We start from the raw sequence: 14074 nt of genomic DNA, 5'->3' as shown, positions 1-14074 counted from the left end.
CATGACAACCGTTGCGGAATCGCCTTGTCAATGACGGTCCCGAGTGGTGGACGAGATGTGCCGATGGATTGGCGCATGATCTCCGATTCGGGCGGCTTTCGTGGCGTGTTTCCTGCGACAGAACCCGCCGAAAGTGCGCCGATCGGCCGATCGTCCGTACAAAAGCCTGGTCAGCGGATGCACCGAGGAAGTGGGAGAGAACGATGACTGATCACGGAGCCGATCTGGTGATCCGGGCCGGGGCGATCCACACGCTGGTACCCGGACAGGCCCCGCAGCGGGCGCCGGCCGTGCGCGGCGACCGCATCACGGCCCTCTCGCCCGAGCCCGACGGACTCGACCACCTGCTGCGTCCGCACACCACCGTGCACGACCTGCCCGGCGCCACCGTGCTGCCCGCCTTCGACGACACCCACACCCACCTGATCTACGCCGCGCTCGGCGCTCAGGACGTCCCGGTGCACCAAGCCCACGACATCCCCGAGTTCCTGGAGCTGATCCGGGAGCGGGCGAAGACGACCCCCGAGGGCGAGTGGATCCGCACCACCACCAACTGGCAGGAACTCAACCTCGCCGAGCGCCGCATGCCCACCGCCGCCGAACTCGACACGGCCACCGACCGGCACCCCGTCCTGGTCAAGCGCGGCGGCCACAACGACGTCGTCAACAACTACGCGCTGCGCCTGGCCGGCATCACCGAGGACACCCCCGTACCGCCGGGCGGCGTCATCGGCCGCGACGCCGACGGCCGACTGGACGGGCGGCTGATCGACAACGCCCTGAGCCCGGTGGAGCGCCTGGTCCCGGCCCCGGAACGGGCCGGACGGATCGAGGGGCTGCGGCTGGCCACCGCCCAGTACGCCGCCACCGGGATCGGCACCGTGCGCGACTGCGCGGTCGGCCTGGAGGACTACGCCGTGCTGCCGGCAGCCCGCGAGGCCGGGGCGCTCGGCATCCGGGTGAGTGCCCTGATCTCGGCGCTCGGCATGACCGACGCGGCCCAGGTGGAGGACCTGCTCGACGCCATGGAGAAGTGGCTCGACGACTCCGACCCGTGGCTGCGCGTGTGGGGCGTGAAGTTCGGGCTCGACGGCGGCCTGGAGGCCGGGGCGACCGAGGAGCCGTACGCCTGTGACCACGCCTTCTTTGGGACGCTGACCTGGGAGCCGGACGCGCTGGCGGAGGCCGTCGAGGCCGTGGTCCGGCGCGGCTGGCGGGTCGGCACCCACGCCTACGGCGACCGCGCGGTCCGCACCCTCCTGGACGTCTACGAGCGGGTCCTCTCCCGCAACCCCGGACTGCCCGCCGGCACGCTGGTCATGGAGCACGGTGGTCTGGCCGGGCCCGAACAGCGCGCCCGCGCCGTCGAGTTGGGCATCCCCGTCACCATCCAGCAGCCCCTGCTGCACGACACCGCCGAGGTCGCGGAGGGCTTCTGGGGATCGGAGCGCGTCGCCCGGCTCTTCCCCGCCCGCGGCTGGGTCGACCTGGGCGCCCAGGTGAGCGCCGGATCGGACTTCCCCGTCGGCCAGTTCGGTGCCATGCGCTCGGTCCACGGCATGATCACCCGCCAGACCGTCATCGGCCCCAAGGGCCCCGAGCACGCCATCACCTACGACGAGGCCCTCACTCTGCACACCGCCAACGCGGCGCTGCTGTGCGGCGACCAGAACCTGCGCGGCACGCTCAGCCCGGGCCGCCTGGCGGACCTCACCGTCTGGGAACAGGACCCCGCCCGCTGCCCGAGCGACGCCCTGCGCGGTCTGAACCCCCTGCACACGTTCGTGGGCGGCGGTCTCGTCACCCGGCCGGCATCGTCCTGATCGCGGCGATGTCGAACTGGAGCCGTACCTTCTCGCTCACCATGGCACCGCCCTCGGCGAGCCGTGAGTTGTAGGTCAGGCCCCAGTCGGAACGGTCGATCGTGGTGGTGCCGTCGAAACCGACCCGTTCTACACCGAACGGGTCGGTGACATGTCCGATGTAGGTGAGTTCCAGGACGACGGGGCGTGTGGTGTCCTTGATGGTGAGGTCGCCGAGCATCCGGTAGACATCGTTGCCAGACATCTGCACCGCGTTACTGGCGAAGCGCATGCGTGGGTAGGTCGCGGAGTCCAGGAAGTCCCGGCCCACCAAGTGGGCGTCGCGCTGTTCCACGCCGGTGTCGACACTGCCGGTGGACACCACGATCTCCGCCCGCGAACGGGCCGGGTTGCGGCCGTCGAAGTAGAGCCGGCTTTTGTATTCGGCGAAGGACCCGCGCACGGTCGTCACCATGGCGTGCCGGACGGAGAAACCGATCCGACTGTGCGCGGGGTCGATCATCCACTCTCCGGTCAGCGCCGCCAGGGCGGGATCGGGCAGGCCGGAGGGGGTGGAAGCCGGTGGGGCGGCGGGGCGTTGCGGAGCTGTGGGGGGCGCCGGGCGGCGGAGGGGCGCAGCACGGTTGAACAGGTTCATGCTTCACGTAGTTACTGCACGGGTGATATCGCCGCAACCCTTCATGGCGAATCGACAGCAGTGCGAATCGGCACTGACACGCTTAAATACCGCCACCTCGTCGGCCGTTCCACATTTCCCACACATATTCGCCATCCGAAAAACGACGACCGTCAATTCGGCGCATCGTTCCACCCGCGCCCGACGCGGTGTTCAGCGCACCGGGAAACCGAACGAATAGCCCTGCTGCTTCAGCCACGGCAGGATCTCGCGCAGCGCGGCCACGGTCTCGGAGCGGTCGCCGCCCGCGTCGTGGAACAGGACGGTCGGCCCGTTGGGCAGTTCGCTCTTGACGGTGGTGACGATGGTGCCGGTGCCGGGGAGTTCGAAGTCCTTGGAGTCGACGTTCCACCCCAGCGGGCGCATGCCCTGCGCGGCGGCGAGATGACGGCTGTACGGCGTGAACGCGCCGCCCGGCGCCCGGTAGTACAGCGGCCGTACGCCCCCGGAGGCCTTGGTGATCATGGCGGCGGCGTTCAGGATCTCCTGCTTCTGGTAGGACTCGGACTTCTTGTCCATGGTGGTGTCGTGCGACACCGAGTGGTCGCACAGCCTGTGCCCGGCCGCCACCACCGCCTTGACCAGGTCCGGGTGGGCCTCGGCCTGCGGGCCGACCATGCAGAAGGTGGCCTTCACCCCGTACTCCTTGAGCACGTGGAGCACCTGCGGTGTCCAGGTGGGGTCCGGCCCGTCGTCGATGGTGATGTTGACGCCGCGCGCGCCCTTGTCGGAGGCGTGCACGATCTCCGCCGACACGGCCGCCACCCGGGCCGGTGCCGAACTGGAGGCGCCGGGACGCCCATTGGCCCCGCCCCGCTGCGCGTCGACCACACCGGCCTGCGCGGTCCATATGGAGGTGGCCGCCGCCACCGCCGTCACACCGACCGCCGCCGCGAGTACCCGGCCGTACCAACCCCGCCCGCCATGACGTGCCATGTCCGCCCTGTTCCCTGTCCTGTTGTCCGCTCCGTGCATTCGTCAGGACGGTATAAACGAGCGAAGGGATCCCGCTGTTACGGAGTACGGACAATTTTCCGGGAGTTCGAGGTCGGCGGAGGGCGATCACGGTCGGCGCAGGGCGAGTCGGCCGCGGAAGTTCTCCGGGATCGGAGCGAAGCGGAGGGCCATCGTGAGGTCCTCGGGGTGGTCGACGGTCAGTCGGTAGCGGGTGCACAACAGGTGGCAGAGGGCCATCAGTTGGACGGTGCCGATGGCGGCGCCGACACACTTCTTGGGCGCCCAGCCGAACGGCACGTAGCAGTTGCGGTCGGCCGGACCGTGCGGCGCTCCGGGAAGGAAGCGGTCCGGGTCGAAGACGTCGGGCCGCTTCCAGACGCGTTCGTCACGGTGGATCAGATGCGGGCTCAGCAGATACCAGTCGCCGGGCTCCAGCCGGGTCTTGCCGAAGTCGAAGACGTGGTTGTTGTGCCGGACCAGGAGCAGCGGCGGACTCCACAGCCGCAGCACCTCCTTGACGAACCGGTGGGTCACCGGAGCCGCGTGCGTGGGTGCCGTGCGGAACTCCACCGGGTCCACCGCGCACAGTTCGTCGGCCAGCCGGCGCTGCCACTCGGGGTGCCGGACGAACTCGTACAGCAGACTCGCGGCGGCGGTGCCCGGCGGGCCGCCGATCGCGGTGAGCACGGTGGTCACCACATCCAGCGCACGGTCCATACCGAGTTGGGGCAGCAGGTCGACGAACGGATCGGCGAGATCCGGCTCACGCCTCCGCCTGCCGCTCGCGCGCTGCCGCAGCACCCGGCGCACGACCAGCCCGGACCGCAACTGGACCGTGACGAACCGCAGTCGGTGCCGCACCCCGCCCGGCGCGGGCGCGACGAGCCGCTGCAGCTTCATCTCCAGGTCCCGGCGCACGAGATCGGCCTCGCCGGCGGTGAGACCGGACAGCGCGACCGGCAGCAGGGACCGCAGCGCCACGTCCTGGGTGAGCATGACCAGGTCCACGTCCTCGCCCAGCCGCGCGTCGATGATCCGCTCCATCCGGTCGATCAGCCCGCCGTGGTGCTCCGCGGTGGCCAGCGCGTGCAACTGGGTGAGCCAGGCGGAACGGACCTGGCTCCACCGCACCTCGGGACTGCGCCGCCGGCGCACCATGTCGACCAGCCGGTCGTTCATCACGAACCGGTGCCAGTTCGTGGCGCTGACCCGTCGCGCCGCCTCCGGCTCGAACACGCCGAGCCGGATGTCGTCGACCCAGAAGATCCCGTCCTCGGCCGCGCTGCGCGTCCGCATGGCGTGCAGGAAGTCCTCGGGGTGCTGCGGGGTGGTCATGGAGGGCGCTCCCCTCGTGGGGGCGCGGGGAGCCGGCCGCTCGGACGGTTCCCCGCGCCGGTCCGGTCAGATGTGGTGGTACAGGTACCAGAAGTAGCCGTAGGAGCCTCGGACGTTGAGGACCGACTTGGTCTTGCGATACAGGGCGCGCATGCGCGTTCACCTCCTTCCGGGACAGCCGGTGCGGTCGCTCAGCACCGCGGTGAAACGCGGTGGAGCGAGCGCCGGGCCCACCTGGGGACCGGCGCCGTCGTGGGTGACCGAAAGCCACCGGTCACGGGTGATGATGCCGACGAGGTCTTCGAGGAGCCGCATGGTGACGGTCGCCCCGGCGCAGGTGTGCGGCCCGTGACCGAACGGGAGGTACGCCCCGTCCGGCACGGGCGCCGCCCAGCGTTCCGGTACGAACTCGTCCGGCCGCTCCCAGTGCCCGGGATGCCGGTGCACCAGATAGGTGCAGACGGCGAGGCGGTCGCGCGGGCCGACCTCCGTCCCGCCGAGTTCCTGCACATGGCTCGGCGTCCGCGCGAACAGCCACGCCACCGGCCACAGCCGCAGCGCCTCCCGGACCGTCCAACTCGGCTCCATGGCAAGGCGGTCGGGATGGGTGCCGAGAAGATGCACCGTCCACCCGAGGGCGAAGCCGACCGAGCCCACGGCGGCGAACAGGAAGGAGAGATAGACCTCGGCGAGGTCCTTCGGATCCGACCCCGGCTCGCTCTCCCGCACCACCACGTCGAGAAGGTCGCGCGGCTCGTGGAGAGTGCCGAACTCCCTTTGCCTGGACCGTATTTCGGCGTGCAGCACGCCCAGCGCGCGACGCCGGAAGAGCAGCCGCGAGGGCGGCGAGTGCCGGCGCCGCGCGCCCGCAAGGACCGCCCGGTGGACGATCTGCCCGACGGTGGCGTGGAGTTGGGACGAGGCGTCCTCGTGCAGCAGGATGTCCCGCAGATGCCGGAACACGAGCAGGTTCCCCGCGTCCGGCCAAAGACTGCTGGGGACAAGGTGTTCGGCGACCAGGGCGGGCAACTCCGGCCGCCGCGCGTCCAGATGACGGCGGATCAGTGCGCGGCCCGCCCGGCCGATCCGGATCTGTGCCGCACGGGGGCCGAAGTCGCCGTGCCGGGTGCGGTAGAAATCGGCCGCCTCGGCTACGGCCCCGTCCCGGTTGCCGAGCACCGCCCGGGCCTGCTCCGGACCCGCCACACACACCGTGCCCGCGGCCGAGCGCCACACGTCGTGCACGCCGTCGAACTCCGCCGTCAGCAGGGCGAGGGGGTCGCGGACGCGGGGGGCGGTGCCGCGGGGAGTGCGGGCGGGCTCACCGTGCCCCTGACGCGTCGTGGACGACTCCATGGTTGCCCTCCTTCGAGAACGCGGAAGCGCGGCACATCAGGTGCGGTACCTGCGACGCCCGACCGACAGAACCAGCCTGCGGACCGCCCGGCGCCCTGTCGCGTGCCGTGCCGTTGAGCGGAACGGCGGAGTGTCCTCCGCTCCACCGCCCTCTCCTCTTGACGGCCCTCACCACCGCACCTAGCCTCGACTGAACACGTCTAGACAGGTAGGTCGACGATGGCGGACTCCCAGACTTCCCAGTCCCGGCAGCTTCAGGTCGAGACCCACGGCCTCGATGTGATCGGCGACGCCGAGCGCAAAGGCACCCCTCGCACGCTGTTCTGGCCCTGGTTCGGGGCCAACGTCTCCATCCTCGGACTGAGCTACGGCGCCTTCGCGCTCGGCTTCGGGATCTCCTTCTGGCAGGCGCTGATCGCCGGTGTCATCGGCATCGTCTTCTCCTTCCTGCTCTGCGGCTTCATCGCGGTCGCGGGCAAGCGCGGCTCCGCGCCCACGATGGTGCTCAGCCGCGCCGCCTACGGAGTGCGCGGCAACCGGCTGCCGTCGGTGATCTCCTGGATCCTCACCGTCGGCTGGGAGACCGTCCTCACCGCGCTCGCCACGATGGCCACGGCGACCGTCTTCGACCGGCTCAGCTGGGGCGGCGGCACCGAGACCAAGGTGGTCGCGCTGATCATCGTCGGCGCGCTCATCGTCGTCGGCGGAGTCATGGGCTTCGACCTGATCATGCGGCTCCAGACGGTGATCACCGTGGTCACCGCCGTGCTCACCGTCGTCTACATCGCCCTCGTCGCCGACCACATCCACTGGAGCACGGTCAGTGCCCTACCGGCGGGCTCCGCCCAGGAGTTCATCGGCGCGCTGGTGTTCATGATGACCGGCTTCGGCCTCGGCTGGGTCAACGCCGCCGCCGACTACTCCCGCTATCTGCCCCGGAGTTCGTCCAGCAGAGGCGTGATCGGCTGGACCACTTTCGGCGCCTCCGTCGCCCCGCTGCTCCTGCTGGTCTTCGGCCTGCTGCTCGCCGGTTCCTCCAGCACGCTCAACAAGGCGATCGCCGCCGACCCGATCGGCGCGCTGACGACGATCCTGCCCACCTGGTTCCTGGTCCCGTTCGCCGTGGTCGCCGTCCTCGGCCTGGTCGGCGGCGCGGTCCTCGACATCTACTCGTCCGGCCTCGCCCTCCTCTCCGCGGGCCTGCGGGTGCCGCGCTATCTCGCCGCGCTCGTCGACGGCGTCCTGATGATCGCGGGCTCCATCTACATCGTCTTCTTCGCCGACAACTTCCTCGGCCAGTTCATGGGCTTCCTCACCACCCTCGGCGTCCCCATCGCCGCATGGTGCGGCATCATGCTCGCCGACCTCGCCCTGCGCCGCCGCGACTACGACGAGGGCGACCTCTTCCGTCCGAACGGCCGCTACGGCGACGTACCGCTCACGCCCCTCCTCCTCACCCTCGCCGCCACCGCGATCGGCTGGGGCCTGGTCACCAACACGGCCGCCAGCTGGCTCACTTGGCAGGGCTACCTCCTCGACCCGCTCGGCCTCGGCGGCAAGTCCGGCGCCTGGGCCTACGCCAACCTCGGCGTCCTGGCCGCCCTCGCCCTCGGCTTCCTCGGCACCCTCGCCCTGGGCCGCGGCCGCATCCGGCGCCAGGAGCAGCAGGCCGCCAGCCCCGAGGCGGTGCCCGCCGTATGACCACCGCACCCGGCCACCTCGCCGTCATCGACATGCAGCGCGTCTTCGCCGAACCCGACAGTCCCTGGGCCACACCCCGCTTCGAGGAGGCGGCGGCAGGTGTGCGACGCCTGCTGCCGGCCTTCGGGGAGGACGTCACCTTCACCCGCTTCCTGGCCCCCGAGAAACCCGAGGGCGCCTGGCAGGTCTATTACGACCAGTGGCCCTTCGCCCTCCAGCCACCGGACGCTCCGCTCTGGCACCTGACCGACGAATTCGCCGCCCGGGCAAGGCATTTGGTGGACGCACCCACCTTCGGCAAGTGGACCCCGGCCCTCGCCGGACGCGTCGCCCCCACCGGCCGCCTCGTCCTCGCGGGCGTCAGCACCGACTGCTGCGTCCTGTCCACCGCCCTCGCCGCGGCCGACGCGGGAGTCGAGGTACTGGTCGTCGCCGATGCCTGCGCGGGCGTGGACGACGACTCCCACGCCAAGGCCCTGCACGTGATGGACCTCTACCGCCCCCTGATCCGGGTGGTCACGGTCGCCGAGGCGGTCGGGGCGGCGTCATGACCGGCGTCCGGCTCAAACACCAGCGCATCACCGAGGTCCTTGCCAAGGAGATCCGCAGCGGCCACCGCCCCGCCGGCGAGCAACTCCCCGGCGAACACGCCCTGGCCCAACGCTTCGGCGTCAGCCGTACGACCGTCCGTGCGGCCCTCGCCGAACTCAGCCAGGCCGGCCTGATCGCCACCCGCACCGGCAAGGGCTCCTACGTCCTCTTCGACGGCCGCCCGCTGGACGACAGCCTCGGCTGGGCCCACGCGCTCGCCACCCAGGGCATCGACACCCGGGTCCGCACGCTCGCGGTGGACGCCAGGCGGGACGCGGAGCTGGCCCGTCAACTCACCCTGAAAACCATCGAGTTCGTGTGTGTGGAGCGGATACGGGAACTGGTCGCGGACGGGGTCGTCGTGTCGTACGAGCGCAGCTTCCTGCCGCCCGTGCCCGGGGTACGGGAGCTGCCGTCCCGCGGCCTGGACCAGGAGTCGCTGACCGATGTGATGCTGCGGGCCGGGCTGCGGCCCGACCACGGCGAGCAGCGGGTCAGCGGGCGGCGCATCGACGGCCGGGAGGCAAAGCTGCTGCGCCGCGAACCGGGGGACTGGTTCCTCGACACGCGCCGCACCAGCCGGGCCGCCGACGGCTCCTTCGTCGAACATGTCGTGAGCCTCCTCGACCCCGACCACTTCCAACTGACCCTCGCCTTCGGCTGAACCGCAGAACCCGCGAACCCGCACCGGAAAGTACCCATGACCCTCCAGAGCCGCGCCACCGGAGCCCTCCACGGACTGGCCCTCGGCGACGCCCTCGGCATGCCCACCCAAATGCTGTCCCACCCACAGATCACCGCCCGCTACGGCCCGTTCCTCACCGGCTTCCACCCGGCCGACCCCGACCATCCGCTGGCCGCCGGAATGCCGGCCGGAGCGGTCACGGACGACACCGAACAGGCCCTGCTCCTGGCCCAGTTGCTGCTAGACGGCAAGGGCCGGATCGACCCCGCGGAACTCGCCCGGCGCCTGGTCGCCTGGGAGGACGACATGCGAGCCCGGGGCTCCCTCGACCTGCTCGGCCCGTCCACCAAGCGGGCCGTGGAGCAGGTCCTGGCCGGCACCCCCGCCGACGAGGTGGGACGCTACGGCACCACCAACGGCGCGGCGATGCGGATCGCCCCCGTGGGCATCGCGATGCCGGTCGCCGATCCGGCGGCTCTGGTGGACCGGGTGGTGGAGGCGAGCAGCCTCACCCACAACACCGGGGTCGCCCTCGCCGGTGCGGCAGCGGTGGCCGCCGCCGTGAGCGCGGGAGTTGACGGGGCGTCGGTTCCCGAGGCGGTCGAAGTGGCCGTGTCGGCGGCCCGGTTGGCGGCGGGGCGGGGCCATTGGGTGGCCGCCGCCGATGTCGCCGAGCGGATCGTATGGGCGACCGGCCTGGTGCGAGGTCTCGCGGAGGCCCAAGTCTGCGAGCGGGTCTACGCGTTGGTCGGGACGAGCCTGGCCACACAGGAGTCGGTCCCGGCCGCCTTCGCCATCCTGGCGGCCTGCCCCGACGACCCCTGGCAGGCCGCACTGCTCGCGGCATCCGTCGGCGGCGACTGCGACACGATCGCCGCGATCGCGGGCGCAGTCGGCGGCGCCTGCCACGGCGTGGACGCCTTCCCGTCCGACGCGCGGGAGACGCTGGTCCGCGTCAACCCGGCGCTGGATCTGGACGCCACGGCGGCGGCACTGCTCGGCCTGCGGGAGCTGACGTGAGCGCGCGGCTCTGGCACCTCGGCAACGTCGTCGTCGACCTCGTCCTGGATGTGCCCGCCCTCCCCGAGCGCGGCGGTGACGTCCTCGCCACCCGCACCGAACGCACCCCCGGCGGCGGCTTCAACGTCATGGCCGCCGCCGCCCGCCAGGGCCTCCCGGTGACCTACGCCGGAGCCCACGGCACCGGGCCCTTCGGCGACCGCGCCCGTGCCGCGCTGCGCGCCGAGGGCGTCGACGCCCTGCTCGCCCCGCGCCCGGAACCGGACACCGGCTTCGTGGTCTGCATGGTCGACGCGGGCGGTGAGCGCACCTTCGTCACCAGCCCCGGTGCCGAGGCCACCCTCGCCACTGCCGACCTTGTCGAACTCCGGCCCGGTGCAGGCGACTTGGTGTACATCACCGGATACAGCCTGCTGTACGACAGCAACCGGGCTGCCCTGCTCGACCTCCTGCCCCGACTGGACCCGGCCGTCACGCTGGTCGTGGATCCGGGCCCGCTGGCGGCCGAAATCCCGGGCGCCGCACTGGAGTTGCTGCTCGCCCGCGCCGACTGGTGGAGCTGCAACGCCCGCGAAGCCGCGCTGCTCATCGGCATCGATGACGATGATGTGGTCGGAGCCGCCCGCATCCTCCAATCCCGCCTGGGGCGTGGCTCGGTGGTGGTCCGCACCGGTCCCGGCGGCTGTCTTGTGCACCAGGGCGGACGTTTTGTCGAGGTCCCGGGGTTTGATGTGGACGCCGTCGACCTCAATGGCGCGGGCGACGCGCACACCGGTGTCTTCATGGCCGCCCTGGCTCGGGGGCTTGACCCAGTGGCCGCCGCCCGCCGGGCCAACGCGGGTGCCGCCCTGGCGGTCACCGCACCGGGCCCGGCGACCGCGCCGGACTCGGCACGACTGGACGCGTTTCTGAACTAGCGCCCGTGCGTGGTCAGTTGCCGTTCCGGCGGGAGACTTCGACGTTTTCCAGGATGCCGATCGCGTCCGGTACCAGGACCGCCGCAGAGAAGTAGGTGCTCACCAGGTAGGAGATGATCGCCTGCTCGTCGATGCCCATGAACCGTACGTTGAGGCCCGGTTCGAGCTCGTCCGGGATGCCCGTCTGGTGGAGGCCGATCACGCCCTGGTCGTCCTCGCCGGTGCGCATCGCGATGATGGACGACGTATGGGACGCGCTGACCGGGATCTTGCCGCACGGCAGCAGCGGGACTCCGCGCCAGGCCGGCAGATGGTGGCCGCCGACGTCGATGCCGCTGAAGTAGACGCCCCGCCTGTTGCACTCGCGGCCGAACGCGGCGATCGCCCGTGGATGCGCGAACAGGAACCGGGTGCCGCGCCGCATGCTCAGCAGCTCGTCCAGGTCGTCGGGGGTCGGTGGCCCGGAGTGGGAGGAGATCCGCTGGTCGTAGTCGGCGTTGTGCAGCAGCCCGAAGTCCCGGTTGTTGACGAGTTCGCTCTCCTGCCGCTCACGCAAGGCCTCGACGGTCAGCCGGAGTTGCTGCTGGGTCTGGTTCATCGGCTGGTTGTAGAGGTCGGTGACGCGGGAGTGCACCTTCAACACGGTCTGGGCGACGCCGAGTTCGTACTCGCGCGGTGCGAGGTCGTAGTCCACGAACGTGCCCGGCAGGTCCGGCTCGCCCACATGCCCGGCGCGGAGCGCGATCGCCGCCTCGCCGAAGGTGTTGAGCGGACCGGGCTCGTCCGTGGCGCGCGCCTCGACATGTGCGCGCAGCTCCGCGTGCCGGTCCGCGACGGCCTGGTACGCCGCGTGCGTCAGCGTCAGTACCGTGGTGGCCGTGGCGGCGCGGGCCGTGAACTCCCAGGCGCCGTCGGGTTCGGCGAGCACCTGGCCGCCGAAGGTGTCGCCGTCGGCCAGCAGTCCGACGACCGCCTCGTCGCCGTAGGGGCCCACTCCGAGCCGCTCCACCTTTCCGTGCGCGACGAGGAACACCGAGTCGGCGGGCCGGCCCGCCTGGGCGATCAACTGGCCCGGTGCGTAGTCCCGTTGCTCGAACCGCTCGGCCAGCGCGCCGAGCGCGTCACTGTCCTCGAAGCCGCGTAGCGGCGGGAGCTCGGTCAACTCGACCGGGACGACCCGTACTTGCGCTCCGGTCTGTACGAACGTCACCCGTCCGTCGCCGAGCGTGTACGACAGTCGGCGGTTGACGCGGTAGGTGCCGCCGGGCACGTTCACCCAGGGCAGCAGGCGGGTCAGCCAGCGCGAGCTGATCCCCTGCATCTGCGGTTCGGACTTGGTCGTGGTCGCCAGGGTGCGTGCCGCGGCCGTTCCGAGGCTCTGCTGTTCGCGCTCCTCGGCGGCCGCCTCGGGCGCGCTACCGGTCTCGACCGACATGGTGCCTACTCTCCTGTCGCACGGATGACGGAATGCCTGCGTCCCGTCACGTTCCGTGCGTACAGCTACCCCTCATCGGTCACGACGAGTGATGACCTCTGCCGGCGGTCGAGGCACATGCCGATCGCACGTGCCTCCGCACGACCCCCGGTTGCCCCGGCATCACCCTTTCGGGGTATCCGGCCCAGGGCCGTTCACAGTGTCTTGCCGGGATTGAGGATCCCGTGCGGATCGAAGGCGTCCTTCAGCCGCCGCTGCAACGCGTGGGCGGTGGGGCCGAGTTCGTCCGCGACCCACTGCCGCTTGAGTACACCCACGCCGTGCTCGCCGGTCAGTGTTCCGCCGAGCCGCAGCGCCAGCGCGAAGATCTCGCCGGCCGCCTCCCAGGCCGCGTCCGGCAGCCGGTCCAGAGCGGGATCGACCACGATGATCGGATGCAGGTTGCCGTCCGCCGCGTGCGCGAGGGTGTAGACCGGCACGGCATGACGGGCGGAGATCGCGCGGATCTCGCGGACCGCCTCCGCGAGCCGGGAGCGCGGCACCGCGATGTCCTCGATCAGCGGCCGGCCCAGCCGCTCCAGCGCGGGCAGCGCGAGCCGGCGGGCCGACAGCAGCGCCTCCGCCTCCACCGGGTCCGCCGTGGTCTCCACGGTCGTGGCCGTCGCCGCGAGCACCCGAGCGACCTGCTCCGCCTCGACGCTCGCCCCCGCCCCGTCGCACTGCACCAGCAGCAGCGCCGCCCCCCGCGCGCCCAGCGCCGGGTCGACGGCGTGCAGCACCGGCCCGTCGAGCAGCTCCGCGAGCGCCGGTACGACCCCGGCCCGCCCGATCGCGTACGAGGCCTCGGCCGCCGCCTCGAACGAGTCGAACCAGGCGGCGATCGTCGCGGTCGCCGCCGGCACCGGGCGCAACCGCAGGGTCGCCGAGGTGATGACGGCGAGGGTGCCCTCGGAGCCCGTCAGCAGCGCGGTGAGGTCGTAACCGGTGACCCCTTTGACGGTACGGCGGCCGGTCGTGACCACCGTCCCGTCGGCGAGGACGGCCTCCAGACCGAGCACGCTGTCCCGTGTCACCCCGTACTTCGCGCACCGCAGCCCGCCCGCGTTGGTCGCTATGTTCCCGCCGATCGTGGAGATCGCCGCACTCGCCGGATCCGGCGCGTACCGCAGCCCGTGCTCGGCCGCCGACCGGTCCAACTCGGCGGTGATCACGCCCGGTTCGACCACGGCGAGCTGGTCGTCGACCGACAGCTCCAGGATGCGGTTCATCCCGGACAGGTCGAGCACGAGCACCCCCTCGCCGGCCGACGCCCCGCCCGACAGGCCGGTGCCCGCGCCGCGCGGGACCACCGGCACGCGCAGCGCGTTCGCGTGCCGGAGTGTGACAGTCACGTCCTCGGTGCGCCGGGCGTGCACCACGGCCAGCGGGACACCGTCCGGCCGGGTGCCCGAACGGTCCGTGGCGTGCGCGGCCAAGGTGCGCGGATCCGTGGCCAGTCGGTCGGGCGGCAGATCCCGGGCGAGCAGACCGAGGAGCCGGGCGGCGGCGGTGGGAGTGGTCGGGGGAGCTGTGGTCACG

At 71.6% G+C, this 14074-nt stretch carries 12 protein-coding genes; 6 read left to right on the top strand and 6 right to left on the bottom strand.

All coding sequences use genetic code 11. The features are described 5' to 3' along the window. The first annotated feature begins 203 nt into the window (after positions 1–203). Positions 204–1823: an amidohydrolase gene (locus ACWDEW_RS18655; protein WP_450514060.1), complete on the top strand. Its 1620-nt coding sequence runs from the start codon at positions 204–206 to the stop codon at positions 1821–1823. Here the strand turns inward: ACWDEW_RS18655 and ACWDEW_RS18650 are convergent. The 4 genes from ACWDEW_RS18650 to ACWDEW_RS18635 all read right to left on the bottom strand — a co-directional run bounded on the left by ACWDEW_RS18650 (position 1801) and on the right by ACWDEW_RS18635 (position 6147). Next, complete coding sequence (locus tag ACWDEW_RS18650) at positions 1801–2460, bottom strand: YceI family protein (RefSeq protein WP_450514059.1); 660 nt, start codon at positions 2458–2460, stop codon at positions 1801–1803. The genes ACWDEW_RS18655 and ACWDEW_RS18650 overlap by 23 nt on opposite strands. 192 nt (positions 2461–2652) lie before the next feature. Next, positions 2653–3435: a polysaccharide deacetylase family protein gene (locus ACWDEW_RS18645; RefSeq protein ID WP_450514058.1), complete on the bottom strand. Its 783-nt coding sequence runs from the start codon at positions 3433–3435 to the stop codon at positions 2653–2655. A gap of 126 nt (positions 3436–3561) precedes the next feature. Further along, positions 3562–4791, bottom strand: coding sequence for a cytochrome P450 (locus ACWDEW_RS18640; protein ID WP_450514057.1), 1230 nt, complete (start codon positions 4789–4791; stop codon positions 3562–3564). A 159-nt stretch (positions 4792–4950) separates the two neighbouring features. Further along, positions 4951–6147, bottom strand: coding sequence for a cytochrome P450 (locus tag ACWDEW_RS18635; RefSeq protein ID WP_450514056.1), 1197 nt, complete (start codon positions 6145–6147; stop codon positions 4951–4953). A gap of 219 nt (positions 6148–6366) precedes the next feature. Here ACWDEW_RS18635 and ACWDEW_RS18630 point away from each other — a divergent pair, with 219 nt between their 5' ends. From ACWDEW_RS18630 to ACWDEW_RS18610, 5 genes are read left to right on the top strand one after another with little or no spacing between them, the layout of a single operon-like run. After that, positions 6367–7848: a purine-cytosine permease family protein gene (locus ACWDEW_RS18630; RefSeq protein WP_450514055.1), complete on the top strand. Its 1482-nt coding sequence runs from the start codon at positions 6367–6369 to the stop codon at positions 7846–7848. Continuing rightward, positions 7845–8399 carry a cysteine hydrolase family protein gene (locus tag ACWDEW_RS18625; protein ID WP_450514054.1) on the top strand — a complete coding sequence of 185 codons (555 nt, stop codon included), beginning with the start codon at positions 7845–7847 and terminating at the stop codon, positions 8397–8399. Before ACWDEW_RS18630 ends, ACWDEW_RS18625 begins: the two co-directional genes overlap by 4 nt. After that, positions 8396–9103 carry a GntR family transcriptional regulator gene (locus ACWDEW_RS18620; RefSeq protein WP_450514053.1) on the top strand — a complete coding sequence of 236 codons (708 nt, stop codon included), beginning with the start codon at positions 8396–8398 and terminating at the stop codon, positions 9101–9103. Before ACWDEW_RS18625 ends, ACWDEW_RS18620 begins: the two co-directional genes overlap by 4 nt. Before the next feature lie 36 nt (positions 9104–9139). Next, positions 9140–10144: an ADP-ribosylglycohydrolase family protein gene (locus tag ACWDEW_RS18615; protein ID WP_450514052.1), complete on the top strand. Its 1005-nt coding sequence runs from the start codon at positions 9140–9142 to the stop codon at positions 10142–10144. After that, entirely contained in the window at positions 10141–11061 is a 921-nt protein-coding gene (locus tag ACWDEW_RS18610) for a PfkB family carbohydrate kinase (protein WP_450514051.1), read from the top strand. The genes ACWDEW_RS18615 and ACWDEW_RS18610 overlap by 4 nt, the downstream gene beginning before the upstream one ends. A gap of 13 nt (positions 11062–11074) precedes the next feature. Here the strand turns inward: ACWDEW_RS18610 and ACWDEW_RS18605 are convergent, their stop codons facing one another. Together ACWDEW_RS18605 and ACWDEW_RS18600 are read right to left on the bottom strand one after the other, a co-directional pair. Beyond that, positions 11075–12496 (bottom strand): family 2B encapsulin nanocompartment shell protein, encoded by a 1422-nt coding sequence (locus ACWDEW_RS18605; RefSeq protein ID WP_450514050.1) that lies wholly within the window; start codon positions 12494–12496, stop codon positions 11075–11077. A gap of 194 nt (positions 12497–12690) precedes the next feature. Continuing rightward, positions 12691–14073: an FAD-binding oxidoreductase gene (locus ACWDEW_RS18600; RefSeq protein WP_450514049.1), complete on the bottom strand. Its 1383-nt coding sequence runs from the start codon at positions 14071–14073 to the stop codon at positions 12691–12693. Position 14074: the final 1 nt, after the last annotated feature.

It is taken from the genome of Streptomyces sp. NPDC001100 (assembly GCF_053598575.1).
This window is presented reverse-complemented; position numbering and strand designations above follow the sequence as displayed.

Coding starts and splice junctions, on each gene's coding strand:
- ACWDEW_RS18655 (WP_450514060.1), top strand. CDS start 204: ATGACTGATCACGGAGCCGATCTGGTGATCCGGGCCGGGGCGATCCAC.
- ACWDEW_RS18650 (WP_450514059.1), bottom strand. CDS start 2,460: ATGAACCTGTTCAACCGTGCTGCGCCCCTCCGCCGCCCGGCGCCCCCC.
- ACWDEW_RS18645 (WP_450514058.1), bottom strand. CDS start 3,435: ATGGCACGTCATGGCGGGCGGGGTTGGTACGGCCGGGTACTCGCGGCG.
- ACWDEW_RS18640 (WP_450514057.1), bottom strand. CDS start 4,791: ATGACCACCCCGCAGCACCCCGAGGACTTCCTGCACGCCATGCGGACG.
- ACWDEW_RS18635 (WP_450514056.1), bottom strand. CDS start 6,147: ATGGAGTCGTCCACGACGCGTCAGGGGCACGGTGAGCCCGCCCGCACT.
- ACWDEW_RS18630 (WP_450514055.1), top strand. CDS start 6,367: ATGGCGGACTCCCAGACTTCCCAGTCCCGGCAGCTTCAGGTCGAGACC.
- ACWDEW_RS18625 (WP_450514054.1), top strand. CDS start 7,845: ATGACCACCGCACCCGGCCACCTCGCCGTCATCGACATGCAGCGCGTC.
- ACWDEW_RS18620 (WP_450514053.1), top strand. CDS start 8,396: ATGACCGGCGTCCGGCTCAAACACCAGCGCATCACCGAGGTCCTTGCC.
- ACWDEW_RS18615 (WP_450514052.1), top strand. CDS start 9,140: ATGACCCTCCAGAGCCGCGCCACCGGAGCCCTCCACGGACTGGCCCTC.
- ACWDEW_RS18605 (WP_450514050.1), bottom strand. CDS start 12,496: ATGTCGGTCGAGACCGGTAGCGCGCCCGAGGCGGCCGCCGAGGAGCGC.